Source organism: Acinetobacter sp. 226 (assembly GCF_048147925.1).
GTDB lineage: Bacteria > Pseudomonadota > Gammaproteobacteria > Pseudomonadales > Moraxellaceae > Acinetobacter > Acinetobacter pecorum.
This window is the reverse complement of sequence record NZ_JAYWYX010000022.1, coordinates 1-13,695: the sequence shown is the minus strand read 5'-3', so window position 1 is coordinate 13,695 and position 13,695 is coordinate 1. Positions and strand designations below refer to the sequence as shown.

General features: G+C 43.1%; 17 protein-coding genes and 3 tRNA genes. 6 read left to right on the top strand and 14 right to left on the bottom strand.

All coding sequences use genetic code 11. The features are described 5' to 3' along the window. Nucleotides 1–28: 28 nt before the first annotated feature. From lipB to rpoD, 3 genes are all read right to left on the bottom strand, one after another. A complete protein-coding gene (gene lipB / locus VXP95_RS11265; protein ID WP_064096362.1) occupies nucleotides 29–688 on the bottom strand; it encodes a lipoyl(octanoyl) transferase LipB in 660 nt (219 codons plus the stop codon). 149 nt (nucleotides 689–837) lie between these two features. Further along, nucleotides 838–1,125 (bottom strand): YbeD family protein, encoded by a 288-nt coding sequence (locus VXP95_RS11260; protein WP_064096361.1) that lies wholly within the window; start codon nucleotides 1,123–1,125, stop codon nucleotides 838–840. A gap of 114 nt (nucleotides 1,126–1,239) precedes the next feature. Next, complete coding sequence (gene rpoD / locus VXP95_RS11255) at nucleotides 1,240–3,153, bottom strand: RNA polymerase sigma factor RpoD (protein ID WP_264753795.1); 1,914 nt, start codon at nucleotides 3,151–3,153, stop codon at nucleotides 1,240–1,242. 373 nt (nucleotides 3,154–3,526) lie between these two features. Here rpoD and VXP95_RS11250 point away from each other — a divergent pair, with 373 nt between their 5' ends. Continuing rightward, nucleotides 3,527–3,733, top strand: coding sequence for a PA3496 family putative envelope integrity protein (locus VXP95_RS11250; RefSeq protein WP_064096359.1), 207 nt, complete (start codon nucleotides 3,527–3,529; stop codon nucleotides 3,731–3,733). A gap of 71 nt (nucleotides 3,734–3,804) precedes the next feature. Beyond that, nucleotides 3,805–4,329: a YecA family protein gene (locus VXP95_RS11245; RefSeq protein WP_064096358.1), complete on the top strand. Its 525-nt coding sequence runs from the start codon at nucleotides 3,805–3,807 to the stop codon at nucleotides 4,327–4,329. A gap of 63 nt (nucleotides 4,330–4,392) precedes the next feature. Here VXP95_RS11245 and VXP95_RS11240 read toward each other — a convergent pair whose 3' ends face one another. The 4 genes from VXP95_RS11240 to VXP95_RS11225 form a co-directional block, all read right to left on the bottom strand. Next, nucleotides 4,393–4,824 (bottom strand): ABZJ_00895 family protein, encoded by a 432-nt coding sequence (locus VXP95_RS11240; RefSeq protein ID WP_144724353.1) that lies wholly within the window; start codon nucleotides 4,822–4,824, stop codon nucleotides 4,393–4,395. Between the two features lie 29 nt (nucleotides 4,825–4,853). Beyond that, nucleotides 4,854–5,471, bottom strand: a complete 618-nt coding sequence (locus VXP95_RS11235; RefSeq protein ID WP_064102442.1) for a DedA family protein — start codon at nucleotides 5,469–5,471, stop codon at nucleotides 4,854–4,856. An 87-nt stretch (nucleotides 5,472–5,558) separates the two neighbouring features. Then, nucleotides 5,559–5,837: a hypothetical protein gene (locus tag VXP95_RS11230; RefSeq protein WP_064096355.1), complete on the bottom strand. Its 279-nt coding sequence runs from the start codon at nucleotides 5,835–5,837 to the stop codon at nucleotides 5,559–5,561. Nucleotides 5,838–6,044: 207 nt separating this feature from the next. Then, entirely contained in the window at nucleotides 6,045–6,977 is a 933-nt protein-coding gene (locus VXP95_RS11225; protein WP_005265894.1) for a rhodanese-related sulfurtransferase, read from the bottom strand. 188 nt (nucleotides 6,978–7,165) lie between these two features. Between VXP95_RS11225 and VXP95_RS11220 the strand changes: the two genes are divergently transcribed. The 4 genes from VXP95_RS11220 (at nucleotide 7,166) to VXP95_RS11205 (ending at nucleotide 10,779) form a co-directional block, all read left to right on the top strand. After that, nucleotides 7,166–7,651 carry a DUF1289 domain-containing protein gene (locus VXP95_RS11220; RefSeq protein ID WP_416681971.1) on the top strand — a complete coding sequence of 162 codons (486 nt, stop codon included), beginning with the start codon at nucleotides 7,166–7,168 and terminating at the stop codon, nucleotides 7,649–7,651. A 45-nt stretch (nucleotides 7,652–7,696) separates the two neighbouring features. Next, nucleotides 7,697–8,308: a LysE family translocator gene (locus tag VXP95_RS11215; RefSeq protein ID WP_416712043.1), complete on the top strand. Its 612-nt coding sequence runs from the start codon at nucleotides 7,697–7,699 to the stop codon at nucleotides 8,306–8,308. 114 nt (nucleotides 8,309–8,422) lie between these two features. Then, on the top strand, nucleotides 8,423–10,216 hold the full coding sequence (locus VXP95_RS11210; RefSeq protein WP_416712042.1) for a DUF2157 domain-containing protein: 1,794 nt from the start codon (nucleotides 8,423–8,425) through the stop codon (nucleotides 10,214–10,216). Next, a complete protein-coding gene (locus VXP95_RS11205; RefSeq protein ID WP_416712041.1) occupies nucleotides 10,213–10,779 on the top strand; it encodes a GDYXXLXY domain-containing protein in 567 nt (188 codons plus the stop codon). Before VXP95_RS11210 ends, VXP95_RS11205 begins: the two co-directional genes overlap by 4 nt. A gap of 66 nt (nucleotides 10,780–10,845) precedes the next feature. Here VXP95_RS11205 and panD read toward each other — a convergent pair whose 3' ends face one another. The 7 genes from panD to VXP95_RS11170 all read right to left on the bottom strand — a co-directional run bounded on the left by panD (nucleotide 10,846) and on the right by VXP95_RS11170 (nucleotide 13,692). Next, nucleotides 10,846–11,226: an aspartate 1-decarboxylase gene (gene panD / locus VXP95_RS11200; RefSeq protein ID WP_008307603.1), complete on the bottom strand. Its 381-nt coding sequence runs from the start codon at nucleotides 11,224–11,226 to the stop codon at nucleotides 10,846–10,848. A gap of 144 nt (nucleotides 11,227–11,370) precedes the next feature. Beyond that, a complete protein-coding gene (gene pth, locus VXP95_RS11195) occupies nucleotides 11,371–11,952 on the bottom strand; it encodes an aminoacyl-tRNA hydrolase (RefSeq protein ID WP_416681978.1) in 582 nt (193 codons plus the stop codon). Between the two features lie 19 nt (nucleotides 11,953–11,971). Beyond that, entirely contained in the window at nucleotides 11,972–12,268 is a 297-nt protein-coding gene (gene rplY, locus VXP95_RS11190; RefSeq protein ID WP_004645781.1) for a 50S ribosomal protein L25, read from the bottom strand. Nucleotides 12,269–12,366: 98 nt separating this feature from the next. Further along, entirely contained in the window at nucleotides 12,367–13,320 is a 954-nt protein-coding gene (locus tag VXP95_RS11185) for a ribose-phosphate pyrophosphokinase (RefSeq protein WP_064096350.1), read from the bottom strand. A gap of 36 nt (nucleotides 13,321–13,356) precedes the next feature. Then, a tRNA-Gln gene (locus VXP95_RS11180) sits at nucleotides 13,357–13,431 on the bottom strand. A gap of 92 nt (nucleotides 13,432–13,523) precedes the next feature. Continuing rightward, nucleotides 13,524–13,598: transfer RNA gene (locus VXP95_RS11175), tRNA-Gln, on the bottom strand. A 19-nt stretch (nucleotides 13,599–13,617) separates the two neighbouring features. After that, nucleotides 13,618–13,692: transfer RNA gene (locus VXP95_RS11170), tRNA-Gln, on the bottom strand. Nucleotides 13,693–13,695 lie beyond the last annotated feature (3 nt).

Genomic DNA, 13,695 nt, shown 5'->3' with positions numbered 1-13,695 from the left:
ATTTATTTAAGGGTGAAATGCAAAGGCTTTATCTTTGCTCGACAGTTACCTGATTAAAGTAACCGCTGTGGTGCAAAGTTTCAATAATTTCAGTGCACAACTGATTGAATTGGGGTGGCTGGTCTAGGAGGTCACTCATGCGTACCATTTCTAGTCCTGCATATCCACAAGGATTAATGGTATTGAATCCGCTCAGGTCACAATCCAGATTCAAGGAAAGACCATGATAACTGCGGCCTTTACGAATTTTAAAACCGAGAGAACCTATTTTGCGCTCAGCCACATATACCCCGGGTGCATCTGGTTTGGCATAGGCATCGATGCCATATTTTTTTAGTAGATCAATCATCAGGTTTTCAGCATAAGACACTAGTGTGCGCACATTCCAGCCCAGGCGATTCAGGTCAAACATGAAATAAGCCACCAACTGGCCTGGACCATGCCAAGTGACCTGACCACCACGATCGGTCTGAATTACCGGAATACTGCTAGGTATTAGAATATGTTCTGGTTTACCTGCCTGACCCTGGGTAAGGACATCATGATGTTGCAGAATCCACAATTGATCAGGGCTATTTTCGTCACGCGTTTCCGTAAATGCTTTCATTTCCAGAAAACGATCTTCATACAGGGTAAGATCATGATATTGACGAATGATCAGCTCGGGCTTTTGCAGCGCATCAGTCACAGGGAGGGTCCTTGATAATGAAAAATACTGCCAATAATTATAATGATTTCGGCATGAAATAGGGGTGAGATCAACAATATTTAAGCCATAGCTCAGCTTTGAATGGGCATAAATAAACACGCCCGGAAGCGTGTCTTTTGTGTTTTTGATTAAAGTGCTGTTTTAATCAACGGACATGCTGCCAAGTCAGCATATACTGCATGAACCTGTTCTAGTTCCAGGAAGCGCAGCTGGGCAGTGATCGAATGATATTTACCAGTACGTGAAGGCGTTACAGTCATTTGGCTGCCATCAAAGTCAGGAAAATGCTTTACAAAAATATCATTCACGGCCTGATGGAGTTCTTCGCCAGCCAAACCAATTAATTTAATTGGATAGTCCATTGGGAACACCCAAAGATGTTCTTGAAGTTCGCGAGATGGTGTACGGTCTAACATGGTAGTCCCCCTGATTTGAAACGCCTGCAATGATGCAGGCGTTTGGGTCTGTCTTAGCTACTTAAAATGGAGACTGATGATTAAATTTCAAGTCTCCACATCAAGCATCAAATCTTAATCATTCTCAAGGAATGAACGTAAGTGTTCAGAACGCGATGGATGACGAAGCTTGCGTAACGCCTTCGCTTCAATCTGACGAATACGTTCACGTGTCACGTCAAACTGTTTACCTACTTCTTCCAAAGTATGGTCGGTCGGCATGTCGATACCAAAACGCATTTTCAGGACTTTGGCTTCACGTTCAGTGAGGTTTTCCAGAACTTCACGTGTTGCTTCTTTCAGGCCTTCAGATGTTGCCGCATCAATCGGTGAAGTGATATTGCTGTCTTCAATGAAGTCACCCAGATGCGAATCTTCATCATCACCGATTGGGGTTTCCATCGAAATTGGTTCTTTCGCAATCTTCAGAACTTTACGTACTTTGACCTCGTCCATTTCCAGACGTTCACCCAGTTCTTCAGGAGTCGGTTCACGTCCCATTTCCTGTAGAAGCTGACGAGATACACGGTTGATCTTGTTAATCGTTTCGATCATATGGACCGGAATACGAATGGTACGTGCCTGATCCGCAATCGAACGGGTAATTGCCTGACGAATCCACCAAGTGGCATAGGTCGAGAACTTATAACCACGACGGTATTCAAACTTGTCTACCGCTTTCATCAGACCGATGTTACCTTCCTGAATCAGATCCAGGAACTGCAAACCACGGTTGGTATATTTCTTGGCAATCGAAATTACCAGACGCAAGTTTGCTTCAACCATTTCCTTCTTGGCACGACGTGCTTTTGCTTCCCCCACAGCCATGCGTTTGGCAATGTCTTTAATGCCTTTCACATCAAGACCTAGCTCTTTCTCGATATCGGCAATCTTTTGCTGAAAGGCCAATACGTCTGGACGTACTTTTTCCAGATAGGCTCTCTGGTCTGCTGGTGTTTTCGCGATCTGTTCGTCTAACCAGGCCGGATTCGATTCCTGACCAGGGAAGCTGGTACGGAACTGGGTACGGTCCATGCGGCCACGGCGTACCGCATAACGCATCACTTCACGTTCTGCACCACGAATCTGGTCATGCGTGCCACGAATCATTTCAGAAATGATATCAAATAGACGCGGAGTGAATTTGAACATCATAAATACGGTGGCAAGGGCCTGCAAGGCTTCTTCAGCCTGTTTGCTGTCACGACCATATTTTTCAATGGCTGATTTGGTATTCAGCCACGCATTTTCGAGTTCAGTGAAACGCGCTTTGGCAATTTCAGGATCTGGTCCAGAATCTGCTTCTGATTCGTCATCTGACTCAGCTTCTTCTTCCTCTTCATCATCGTCCAGTTTTACGTCTTTGGTCGATTTGGTCGAGTCAGTCTCATCAGCAATAACGGCTTCTTCTTCTAGAACTTCAGGAATTTCTTCATCTGACTCGGGATCTAAATAACCGGATAAAAGGTCAGCAAGACGGCGTTCACCCGCTTCATAATCTTTGTATTCTTGCAGTACTACTTCAACCGCATTTGGCCAGTAAGCAATTGAATGCAAAACATCACGAATACCTTCTTCGATGCGTTTTGCAATGCTAATTTCGCCTTCACGTGTTAAAAGCTCTACGGTACCCATTTCACGCATATACATACGCACTGGGTCAGTTGTACGACCTGGCTCATTTTCTACAGATGCAAGTACTGCTGCAGCTTCTTCCTCCGCAACTTCATCGGCAGCTTCTGCAGTGTCCTCGAACATCGTATCATCAGATTCAGGCGCGCGATCATGTACAGGAATACCCACATCATTCAGCATCTGAATAATGTCTTCAATCTGCTCGCTTTCTGTGATGGAGTCCGGCAGATGATCGTTAACCTCAGCGAAGGTTAAGTAACCTTGTTCTTTGCCTCGGCTAATCAGAGCCGCTACTTGAGAAGTAGGGGAAGTCATATCGCTCATCTTTTGCTTACTCTTCGTTGAATCTGTGATAGTAAAAAAATCGTACAATTATGTATGCACGATTTAAGCTCATTAAATTTAGTGAATAGCCTACTTATTTCATCAGGGTAATTAGCATTAAAGCTCACTGATAAAATATTTAAAATGAAATTCAGTAATTTAAGGTGGGGATGAATTTGTTATTTTCAAGTCCAACCCATGCATATGTATATTTGACCAAAAAATGTGTAGTCAAAAAACATAAGGACGCAGGGTGGATTATATCATGCCACACAATGGAGCTAGAAAAAAAGCCCTATTTACAATTTTAACATAGGAAAATTTAAATAAAACTTGACTTGTGATTATAGGCAAGATAAATAGCGCTAAAACCATTTACATTTTTCACTATGAGGAAGTTTTAGTGTCTTCTACAGATTTTGAACTAGATGATAACTTCGGTGAGGATGATGTTAATTTCGATGAGGCTTCCAGTAAGCTGAGTGCCAAAGAGTCGTTGGAAAAACGTCGTCTGATTGATGATTTACTTTCACAGCGTCGCTTGGAACGCGAACTCAAAGATTTTGACTACGACTTCGACGATGACGATGACTTTGATGACGAAGATTAACGAATTCGGATTTAGCATCGCCTGAATAAATGCTATGCTAAACCTTTCGGTTTTCTAAGTTTGGATGTTAGATGAGTGCTTTAGATTTAGACCTGTTGAGTGAGTATCTAGATGGTGACCAGAATGAACACGGTCTAGATTTCGCAGCAACCCATGGTTTCTTATGTGCTATTGCAGTAGGCCCAAAATTTGACAAATGGTTAGACGAACTTTTTGATAACAATCAAAAGAAAGTGCCTGCAGAAATCATCAGTCAGGTGAAAGCATGGTTAGAGTCTATTCGTCAAAGCTTAGCCAATGAAGAAGGGATTACATTCCCGTTTGAAATTGAAGAAGCAGATACCGAATCAAGCTTGGGTGACTGGAGCGTGGGCTTTGTAGATGCCATGTTCCTGAACGAAGAGGCTTGGTTTACTGAAGAGTTTGAAGAACAACTGGTTGATTTAACCTTGCCAATCATGGTCTTCAGCGGCATCGATGATGAAGATCCACAAATGGAAACTTTCCGTCGTAACGGCCAGTTAATGGATGAGCTTGCAGAAGAAATTCCAGAAAACCTGAATGAATTGTATCTGATGTACCACACGCCAGAATAATTCATAAAAAAAGCACCGTACGGTGCTTTTTTTAGCTTTGGACTTTTACATGGGTAAAGATATTCAATCCCGGTTTTTCTCCAGACCTGCGCGTTTGGACAGACTATAGCGGGCATAACCATTGTAGGCGATATGGAACAGCAAGGCATGTAAGGCAATGCTGGCAGCCACCAGAAATGAGTTAGGTCCTCTTCCTGTATAGGCGATGGTTCTATAAATTTCATCTGTCTGAGGGGACATCCAGATCAGCACAAATAAAAATATAAACTCAAAGGTCATGGCAATAATCGTAGAACCCCAGATGAGTGGTTTTTTCTCCTCCTGGGTTGGTAAGCGGTGTTGGTGTTTAACGAAGTACCGGGCACTGAGAAAGGCAGAAGCAATCAGGGCAGGAATCAGGAGAATAGCGCCCAGACCAAATAAATAGACGAATAGGCCCACCAATAGAACCAAGATCAGATAAACGGTGGCAAAATATTTCAGATAATGCGACATCGTTTTGACCTCCTTATGCTGAGGTCTATTCAGGATGGACGATTTTTACGCTGCTGTCTACGGTAGAAAGCCCAGGCAATAATTACGATAACAATCGCAATAATCACATAACTGACTTTACTGAAAATCTGATGCATCAACTGCTGGTTTTCGCCAAAATAAAACCCGACACAGGCCAGAAATGTGGTCCAGATGATGGTTCCAAGTGCGCTATAGAACATGAATTTCCAGAAAGGCATATGACTCATACCTGCAGGAATGCTGATCAAGGAGCGAACAGCAGGAATCATGCGGCCAAAAAACACAATCCGGTGACCGTACTGCTCAAACCAACTCAATGATTTTTTTACATCTTCTGATTTAATAAATAAATATTTGCCATAACGATCGACAAATTTAAAAATAGAGTCATGGTTGAATTTATAGCCAATCCAGTACAGCAAAGCAGCTGCTAGTAAGGAGCCGATACAGCCTGCTATGATTACTCCAACCAGTACCAGCTCACCTTGAGAGGCTGAATAGCCCGCAGAAGGCATAATGATTTCAGACGGGATGGGCGGGAAGACATTGTCCAGGAACATGAGCAGGGCGATGCCCCAGTAGCCCAGTTGCTCCATGATGGAAATAATCCATTCGGTCAGATTCATATGATTGGCAAAATAAAAAATACTGCCTGTATCCTAAGCAGTATTTTTGGTGCGGTAAAGTCTTGGAATATAAATGCTCAGACAGAATCAGCTATGCGTCAGCGTATAAATATAAACTTTACGTAAGAAATAGGCCAAGCACACCGGCAAAATACTCAGCAGGATAAAATGTATGATACCGGTATTGATATGGTAACCAATGAACAGCGCCAAAATCGCGCCAATAACCGTTCCCAGAATAACGACAAATAAATGTGACTGATGTTCAAGCTCCTCAGTAATTTGATGAAGTCGTTGCAGCTTTATATTTTCTTGAGGTTGGAAATGAACCAGATTTTCTGAATCTTGAGCAAGTGAGCCTGGCATTTTATATTCCTTTTCATTTAAAAATTTCAGTTAATAATGAAAGACTTAGCATGTAAATCACCGTATCATTAGACTAACAATCTTGTTTGAAAAAAAATGAGGTTCTTGGTAAAGGATTGGTAAGAGTTTTATTACAGTTGTAATTTTTATGTAAACAAAAAACCCTCCGAAGAGGGTTTTTATATGATTTTATTACAAAAGATAGAATTAAAGACGTTTACGTTTCGCCGCTAAAATTTGTGACTGACGCATACGGAAACCCTCTTTTTGTTTCTCCGTGGTCTTATCAATACAGTACACACAAGAGACGCCATGTTCATAACTTGGTAAGGCCACTTCTTCTGGAAGTAAAGGCCAGCCACAAGCATGACATTTGGTATTTTGACCTTCTTCAACACCATGTGTTACAGCAGTACGCCCGTCAAAAACGAAGCATTCACCTTCCCACATGCTTTCTTCAGCCGGGGTTTCTTCCAGGTATTTTAGAATGCCACCTTTCAGGTGATACACTTCTGTAAAGCCTTCTTGCAGTAGAAGTGAAGTAGATTTTTCACAACGAATACCACCAGTACAGAACATGGCAATTTTCTTGTCTTTGTGCTGTTCCAGATTATTTTTCACATATTCAGGGAATTCGCGGAAGCTTTCAGTTTTCGGATCAATCGCACCTTTGAAAGTCCCTGCCTTGTATTCGTAATCGTTACGGGTATCAACCAGAATCACGTCATCACGTGCAATCAGTTCATTCCATTCTTTCGGATCAAGATAGTGGCCCACCAGATCACGCGGTTTCACTTCCACACCCAAAGTTACGATTTCTTTTTTTAATTTAATTTTCATTTTACGGAATGGCTTTTCAGAACTGTCAGATTCTTTGTATTCCATTTCGTTAAAACCTTCATTTAGAAGGAACTGGTGAATTTGATCAATCGATGCACGGTCGCCTGCAACTGTACCGTTGATGCCTTCACCTGCCACAATTAGAGTACCGCAAAGGTTGATGGATTTTACCAGGTCCAAAAGACGTTGCTGAAGATCGGCAGGATCTTGAACTTCTTTGAATTGATAAAGTGCGGCAACAACCCAACCAGTCGTCGCTTGCTGTTCTACAGGTGCAAGCTGTTCTACAGTAGCGTTCATGGAATACTCCAACGTAGCATGATATTTGAAAGGCGCACATTTTAGCTTGATTCGAGTGAATAAGCGAGTAAAACACGAGTCTTTTAGCAGGCTTCAATTCAGGGAGGAGAGCGTGTATAGTCATGCCCGACCCAGGATTTTGTGAAGTAATGCAGATACTGAAAGTTGCAGTATCTTTGGAGTATGTTTTGAGTTCAGATCGTCGTATTGCGTCATTAACCCCATGTGCAGGGCGTTGCTCGACCGTATTTGGTGATGCGGTATGTCGTGGTTGTCGCCGTTTTAATCATGAAGTGATTCACTGGAATACTTATAGTGCCGAGCAGCATCGTGCCGTGTGGCAGCGTCTGGATGTGCAACTGGACCAGATTCTGGTGCCACTGTTGCCGCATGCCGATCTTGCCAGGGTACAGGCCTTTGTGCTCTCAAAACGGGTACGTTTGCGTAAGGATGCTTCCAAAGGGCGCAAACTGTATCACGCGTTAAAGCTGTGTGAGAAAAACCGGCATTTTACTGACGATAGTGGATTGGGTATTCATTATAAGCAGGTGCGCCCACTTTGGGATGAGTTCGAACGCCGTATTTTGGCGTTGGCTACCGCCAGCTATGATCTGGCTTTTCTACGGGCAGACGGCATCAGTCAACATCTGATGCATATGCAAGAGGAGGACTAAGTCCTCTTTTTTATGCGGCAAAATAATAACAGCTGAGGGAATGGCGTGAATATCAGTGAATATATCCTGTATTGTCTGGCCGTCGTCCTGATGATTGCCACACCGGGACCAGTGATGCTACTGGTTGCCAGCGCAGGATTAAAAGGTGGCTATGCTGCGGCTTTAAAAACTATTTTTGGCACCAATTTCGCCTCTCTGGTTTTAATTGCTTTATCTATATTAAGTTTGAAAGGTTTGCTGGTTATCAATGCGCAATGGCTAGATGCCATCAAGCTGCTGGGTTGTCTCTATATCGGCTATCTGGGGCTGCAGATATTCTGGGAGGTTTTCTTTGAGCAAGCAGAGGTAACTCAAGAAAAGTTATCTCCGGTACGTGGCGGCTTTCAGCAAGGTTTTCTGGTCGGAATTTCTAATCCGAAAAACATTATTTTCTTTGCGGCTTTTTTCCCACAATTTATCGGGATTACACCCACTCTGGATTTAAGTTTAATAATTCTAACCCTGAGCTGGATCGTACTGGATTTTATGACTTTATCTTTGGTTTATTTGGGCTTTAACCGTTTGCGTCACTCTCGTCTATATCCACACTTGCTGGCATTGTGCGGTATGGTCCTGATCATTATTGCCGTTTATGGGATATATCAGGTTCTTATTTAATTAAAAAAATTAAGATTGATACACAGAATGATAAGACAGGTTCTATGGCCTAGGCTGGAATTACCGCCAAAAATCATGTTAAGGTAAAATCAAATAAAAAGTGCACAGATTAGAATGTCTAAAATATTGCATAAGTCAGACAATCCATTTTCACCGTTGTTATTCATTCAACCTGTTGTCATTCAATACCTGCAGATCATTGGCATTGCGCTAATCGCCATCAGTATCATATATCTGCTGGCAGCAAACTGGTGGATGTTGCCGAAATTTGTGCAGCTGTTTATTCCTCAGATTTTACTGCTTGCTTCAGCGATACTGAGTATACGCTTGGATACCCAGGCTGTCTTGCGGCAAAGTCTGGATGCTGTTTCTGCTCTGATGCTGGGGCTGAGTCTGGCTGTCATTGGACAGATTTATCAGACGGGTGCTGACAGCTATCAGTTATTTCTACTTTGGGCTGTGTTGCTATTGCCTTGGTTGTATCGGCCTAATATTGGTGTATTTGTCTTATTTTGTCTGGTGAGCCAGCTGGCGCTGTATTTTTATTTCAAACAAAGCTTTTGGCTGATACGTGCTGAAACAGCTTATTTTTTGATGTTTAATATTTTTACAGGATTAAGCTTTCTCTTTGCTCTGCGCTATTATCCGGTCTTACGTTATCTGTTTATTCTGCTTATTGTATTCATTTCAATATTGAGTATGTTCCGGTTTATCGACTCGGATTCGATCTGGTATTTGAGCTCGGTACTGGTTCTGCCGATTTTATTCAGTGTTTATTTCTATACCCGACAGCAACAGCTCGAAACCAGCTTACTCGTTGCAGGAATGGCACTGAGTTTTAGTATTTTGATTTTTGATCTGACCCAGCAATACCTGCAAGAGTCGGCCTTGAGTTTACTTGTGCTGGCGATTCTCATTTTCGGCTGGTTTGCAGGAATCAGTACTGTGCTGATGAAACTGTTACCTAAGAGCAAATTTTCTGTCATCCCAATGGCATTAGGTGCCTGGATTGCCGGCGTGATCTTGGCAGTTCTACTGCTGACTTATTGGGAAAGTTTTTCCATTTTTATGGGGATTATCTTCATTGGGGTTGCATGGTGGCTGATTCATGTCAAAAGTTCTATTTTTCTGCGCCAGTTTGCATATTGTCTATGGGTATGTGGCCAGGCGGCTATCCTGATTCATGGCGAATTACTAACCGAAAGTTGGCCGCTGATCTGGCTGATTCAGCTGGGAATGATGCTGGTCACGATCTTAAGCCGCATGCACTGGTGGATCGTCTTTCTGCAATTACTATTGACACATGTTCTGACCATTATAGCTTTATATTCAGTGCTTCATAATGATCATCTGATGACCATTGCCATGTCAATCAACTGGCTGGTTCTGATTGTGGTTTTGCTCACTGCTGGGTACTGGTTGCAGTCTCACTATAGCCGAAGTATCCAGTTATGGAGCATTTGCGTACTGGTAGTCATGGCAGTGTTTCAAACTCTATTCCACTTGGATCATCGGCAGATAACTGAACAGGGTGCTGAAAATGTCATGGTCTTCTATATTCTGCCAATAATCTGGTTATTCAGCTTTATACTTGTGCAGCGACATCAATTTACTCGGCATGATTTATGGCTGATTCCAGTCTTGGGCGCAATCCTGATCTGGCTCGGCTATTTTGAGATTCTGGTTATTTTGATGTTGATGGCTTGGGCAATTGCCTATCGGCAGTCTTTGATTCAGGCCTTATCCATCTTGCTGCTGATCTTCTGGTTATGGATGCTGTATTATAATCTGGGTTTAAGTTTCCTGTTTAAAAGCATCAGCATTTTTGCCTCAGGAATATTAGTCTTGGGGCTGGCCCATATTTTAAAACAGCCAAAACTACAACATGCTCAAGGAAAGACAATATGAAAAAGTTGCTTCCTTTGCATTTGGCTATTTTTAGCATCGCCTTATTTTGTGGGTTGATTCTGCAGCATGAATGGCATTTACGTCATAGCCAGAGTATTTATGTAGAGCTGGCTCCTGTGGATCCGCGATCAATTCTGCAGGGGGATTATATGGCTTTGAACTATAATCTGCACTTTAGTGCGACAGCACCTGAAGATGCTACACAACAGCCTGTACCTGAAATCAGTATCAAGGATTTTAACAATCAATCGCATGTGATGAGCTATGTACAGCTGGATCGGCAGCGCAGAGTTATTAAAACCAGTTTTAATCGAACTGAGCTGGATCAGTCTAAAAATTTAGCCCGATTAGTTCTGAAAAATCCGCGCAATACATTTGACGGGCTTTATCCGGCTGCCAACAGTTTTATGTTTGCCGAAGGCCTTGAGCCTTGTTATCGCAATGCCAAATTTGCCGAATTAAAAGTACAAGCTGATGGCAAGGCTTTGCTGGCAGATCTGGTTGATGATCAGCTTAAATCCTTAACTTGTGAAAGCCGTAAAAACTGGTGGCAGGGGAGTTAATTCTATTTTTATTCGTCCATAAAAAAGTCCGCTTTTCGCGGACTTTTTAGAATCTTATCTAAAACCTCAGGCAACTTGTACCGGAATGCAGTTTGCTGTGTGATTCACGGTATTGTCTGGATTTGCATAGACTAAGCGTGGCTTGTGAGCATTTGCTTCAGCTTCAGTGAAATCACCGAACGTAGCAATAATGACGATATCACCAACATCAGCCTGATGCGCAGCACCACCATTCACTGAAATGATGCCTGAATTGTCTTCGCCACGAATTGCATAAGTTGCAAAACGTTTACCATTGGTCACGTTCCACACATGAATTTCTTCGTATTCACGAATGCCAGCCAAATCCATCAAAACGCCATCAATTGCACATGAACCTTCATAATGTAGTTCTGCATGTGTAACGTGAGCGCGGTGAATTTTGCATTTTAATAAACGAGATAGCATGGCTAGCGTCCCCTGAGTTGACCTAAGAGTTTGATCATTTGGTTAAATCAATCTTGCTTGCTGTATGGTGAACAATCGAGCAAACGCATTTTGCGCTTAAATAAACTTTCTGGCAAGCGGAATTGTCCAGCAATTTTTGAATGTTCAGTTCGGCTTATATGCGTTGATTTGATTCATGGCTTGCTGTACTTCACCGTTCACCAGCATTTTTGTACGGGCGAGGGCATGGGAAATCGCATCATCCATTAAACTCTGTTCGCTGCTAGGCGCTTTACTGAGCACATGACCGGAAACACGGTCTTTGGCACCAGGATGACCAATGCCAATGCGAAGGCGATGGAAGTTTGGACCGATATGCGGCACGATATCGCGTAGACCATTATGACCCCCGTGACCACCGCCAGTTTTCAGGCGAATGATGCCAGGATTCATATCCAGTTCATCATGGGCAATCAGGATCGATTCAGGTGCGATATTGTAGAATTTGGCGAAAGGAACAACACTTTTACCGGAAAGATTCATAAAGGTTGTTGGGAGAAGGAGACGGACGTCTTGACCTTCAATATTGCCACGACCGCTAAATCCATTGAATTTTGGGTCTTTTTTGAGGGTAATGCCATATTGGTCTGCAAGGCGTTCTACGAACCAGAAGCCTGCATTATGGCGGGTTTGGGCATACTCAGAACCTGGGTTACCCAAACCTACAATCAGTGAAATATTTGACACTAATTTACACCATTAACACTTATGCGCGTTTGAAGTCAGCGTGCATTGGTGTGTTTTTAGCTGGGTGACGTTGTAACGCTTGGATTTTCACGCTTTCAACTTTGCCGTCTACATCAATTTCGATAACTTCTTCAAAGAATGAATTGTTTTCTAAGAATTTAACAAGCTGACGAAGCTCAACAGTAATTGCTACAGGAGCAGCTTCACCACCGTAGATGATTGCAGGAACTTTAGCTTGAAGACGAAGGCGGCGGCTCGCACCTTTCCCTTGAACTGCTTCTTCACGTGCTGCTGCGTTTAATACGAAGTTTGCCATGATAGACATCCTATTTAAGTTAAATGAACCAGACTTGCGACCAGTCTGGTGAGTAAAAGCCCTACCAAATGGCAGGGCTTTGAAAATTCAGCGCTCTATTATAGATAAGAATCGAACATTGCGCTAATAGATTCTTCGTTGTTGATACGACGAATTGTTTCGGCAACCATGCTGGCTACTGAAACCTGGCGAATCTTACCCAGTGCTAAAGCTTCATCTGAAAGAGGAATGGTATCAGTCACAACCAGTTCATCAATTACAGAATTCTTTAAGTTTTCAAGTGCTTTACCAGAAAGTACTGGATGTGTTGCATATGCAACCACCTTGCGAGCACCGAAGGTTTTCAATGCATCAGCAGCTTTGCATAGCGTACCAGCCGTATCTACCATGTCATCAACAATGACACAATCACGATCTTTAACATCACCAATCAAATGCATCACTTGTGATTCATTCGCTTTTTGACGACGTTTATCGATGATTGCAAGATCGATATCACCCATTTGTTTCGCAACAGCACGTGCGCGCACTACACCACCCACGTCAGGTGAAACCACCATCAGGTTGTGATGCGATTGCTGACGAAGATCAGCTAAAAGCGCAGGAGTACCGTAGATGTTGTCTACAGGGATATCGAAGAAGCCTTGGATCTGGTCAGCGTGCAAGTCGATCATCACAACGCGGTCAATCCCGACAGTAGTCAGCATGTCTGCAACGACTTTAGCGGTAATTGGCACACGGCTTGAACGTGGACGACGGTCTTGACGAGCATAACCAAAATAAGGAATCACGGCAGTAATACGACCAGCACTTGCACGACGCAAAGCATCAGCCATCACCAGGATTTCCATCAGGTTATCATTGGTTGGGGCACAAGTAGGCTGTACGATAAATACGTCTTTACCACGAACGTTTTCAGTAATCTCGACAGCAATTTCACCGTCAGAGAACTGACCTACAGAGGCAGCGCCTAGAGGAATATGTAAGTGACTTACGACTTTTTGAGCGAATTGTGGATGCGCAGATCCACTAAAAACGACAAGATTGGGCATGAAGCACCCTTGGCGGTTGGGATATATGGGAATAGATGGCAGGGGTAGCTGGATTCGAACCAACGGATGCCGAGATCAAAACCCGGTGCCTTACCACTTGGCGATACCCCTAATGCGGCAGAACTTTAATATTTTTGCGGTAAAGTGTCAAGGTAAATTAATAGTCTTACAGCAAATGAGTGCTCTGTCTTTTTTCGAGAAAATGGCAGGGGCGGCTGGATTCGAACCAACGGATGCCGAGATCAAAACCCGGTGCCTTACCACTTGGCGACGCCCCTAAATTGATGAACTGTAAGATGGCAGGGGTAGCTGGATTCGAACCAACGGATGCCGAGATCAAAACCCGGTGCCTTACCACTTGGCGATACCCCTAAT

What these genes read in the sequence shown, in the direction of transcription:
- VXP95_RS11230 (WP_064096355.1), bottom strand. Translation starts at nt 5,837, where the DNA reads ATGCCAGGCTCACTTGCTCAAGATTCAGAAAATCTGGTTCATTTCCAA.
- VXP95_RS11210 (WP_416712042.1), top strand. Translation starts at nt 8,423, where the DNA reads ATGTCTAAAATATTGCATAAGTCAGACAATCCATTTTCACCGTTGTTA.
- VXP95_RS11185 (WP_064096350.1), bottom strand. Translation starts at nt 13,320, where the DNA reads ATGCCCAATCTTGTCGTTTTTAGTGGATCTGCGCATCCACAATTCGCT.
- VXP95_RS11240 (WP_144724353.1), bottom strand. Translation starts at nt 4,824, where the DNA reads ATGTCGCATTATCTGAAATATTTTGCCACCGTTTATCTGATCTTGGTT.
- VXP95_RS11235 (WP_064102442.1), bottom strand. Translation starts at nt 5,471, where the DNA reads ATGAATCTGACCGAATGGATTATTTCCATCATGGAGCAACTGGGCTAC.
- VXP95_RS11260 (WP_064096361.1), bottom strand. Translation starts at nt 1,125, where the DNA reads ATGTTAGACCGTACACCATCTCGCGAACTTCAAGAACATCTTTGGGTG.
- rplY (WP_004645781.1), bottom strand. Translation starts at nt 12,268, where the DNA reads ATGGCAAACTTCGTATTAAACGCAGCAGCACGTGAAGAAGCAGTTCAA.
- panD (WP_008307603.1), bottom strand. Translation starts at nt 11,226, where the DNA reads ATGCTATCTCGTTTATTAAAATGCAAAATTCACCGCGCTCACGTTACA.
- VXP95_RS11245 (WP_064096358.1), top strand. Translation starts at nt 3,805, where the DNA reads ATGAGTGCTTTAGATTTAGACCTGTTGAGTGAGTATCTAGATGGTGAC.
- VXP95_RS11225 (WP_005265894.1), bottom strand. Translation starts at nt 6,977, where the DNA reads ATGAACGCTACTGTAGAACAGCTTGCACCTGTAGAACAGCAAGCGACG.
- VXP95_RS11205 (WP_416712041.1), top strand. Translation starts at nt 10,213, where the DNA reads ATGAAAAAGTTGCTTCCTTTGCATTTGGCTATTTTTAGCATCGCCTTA.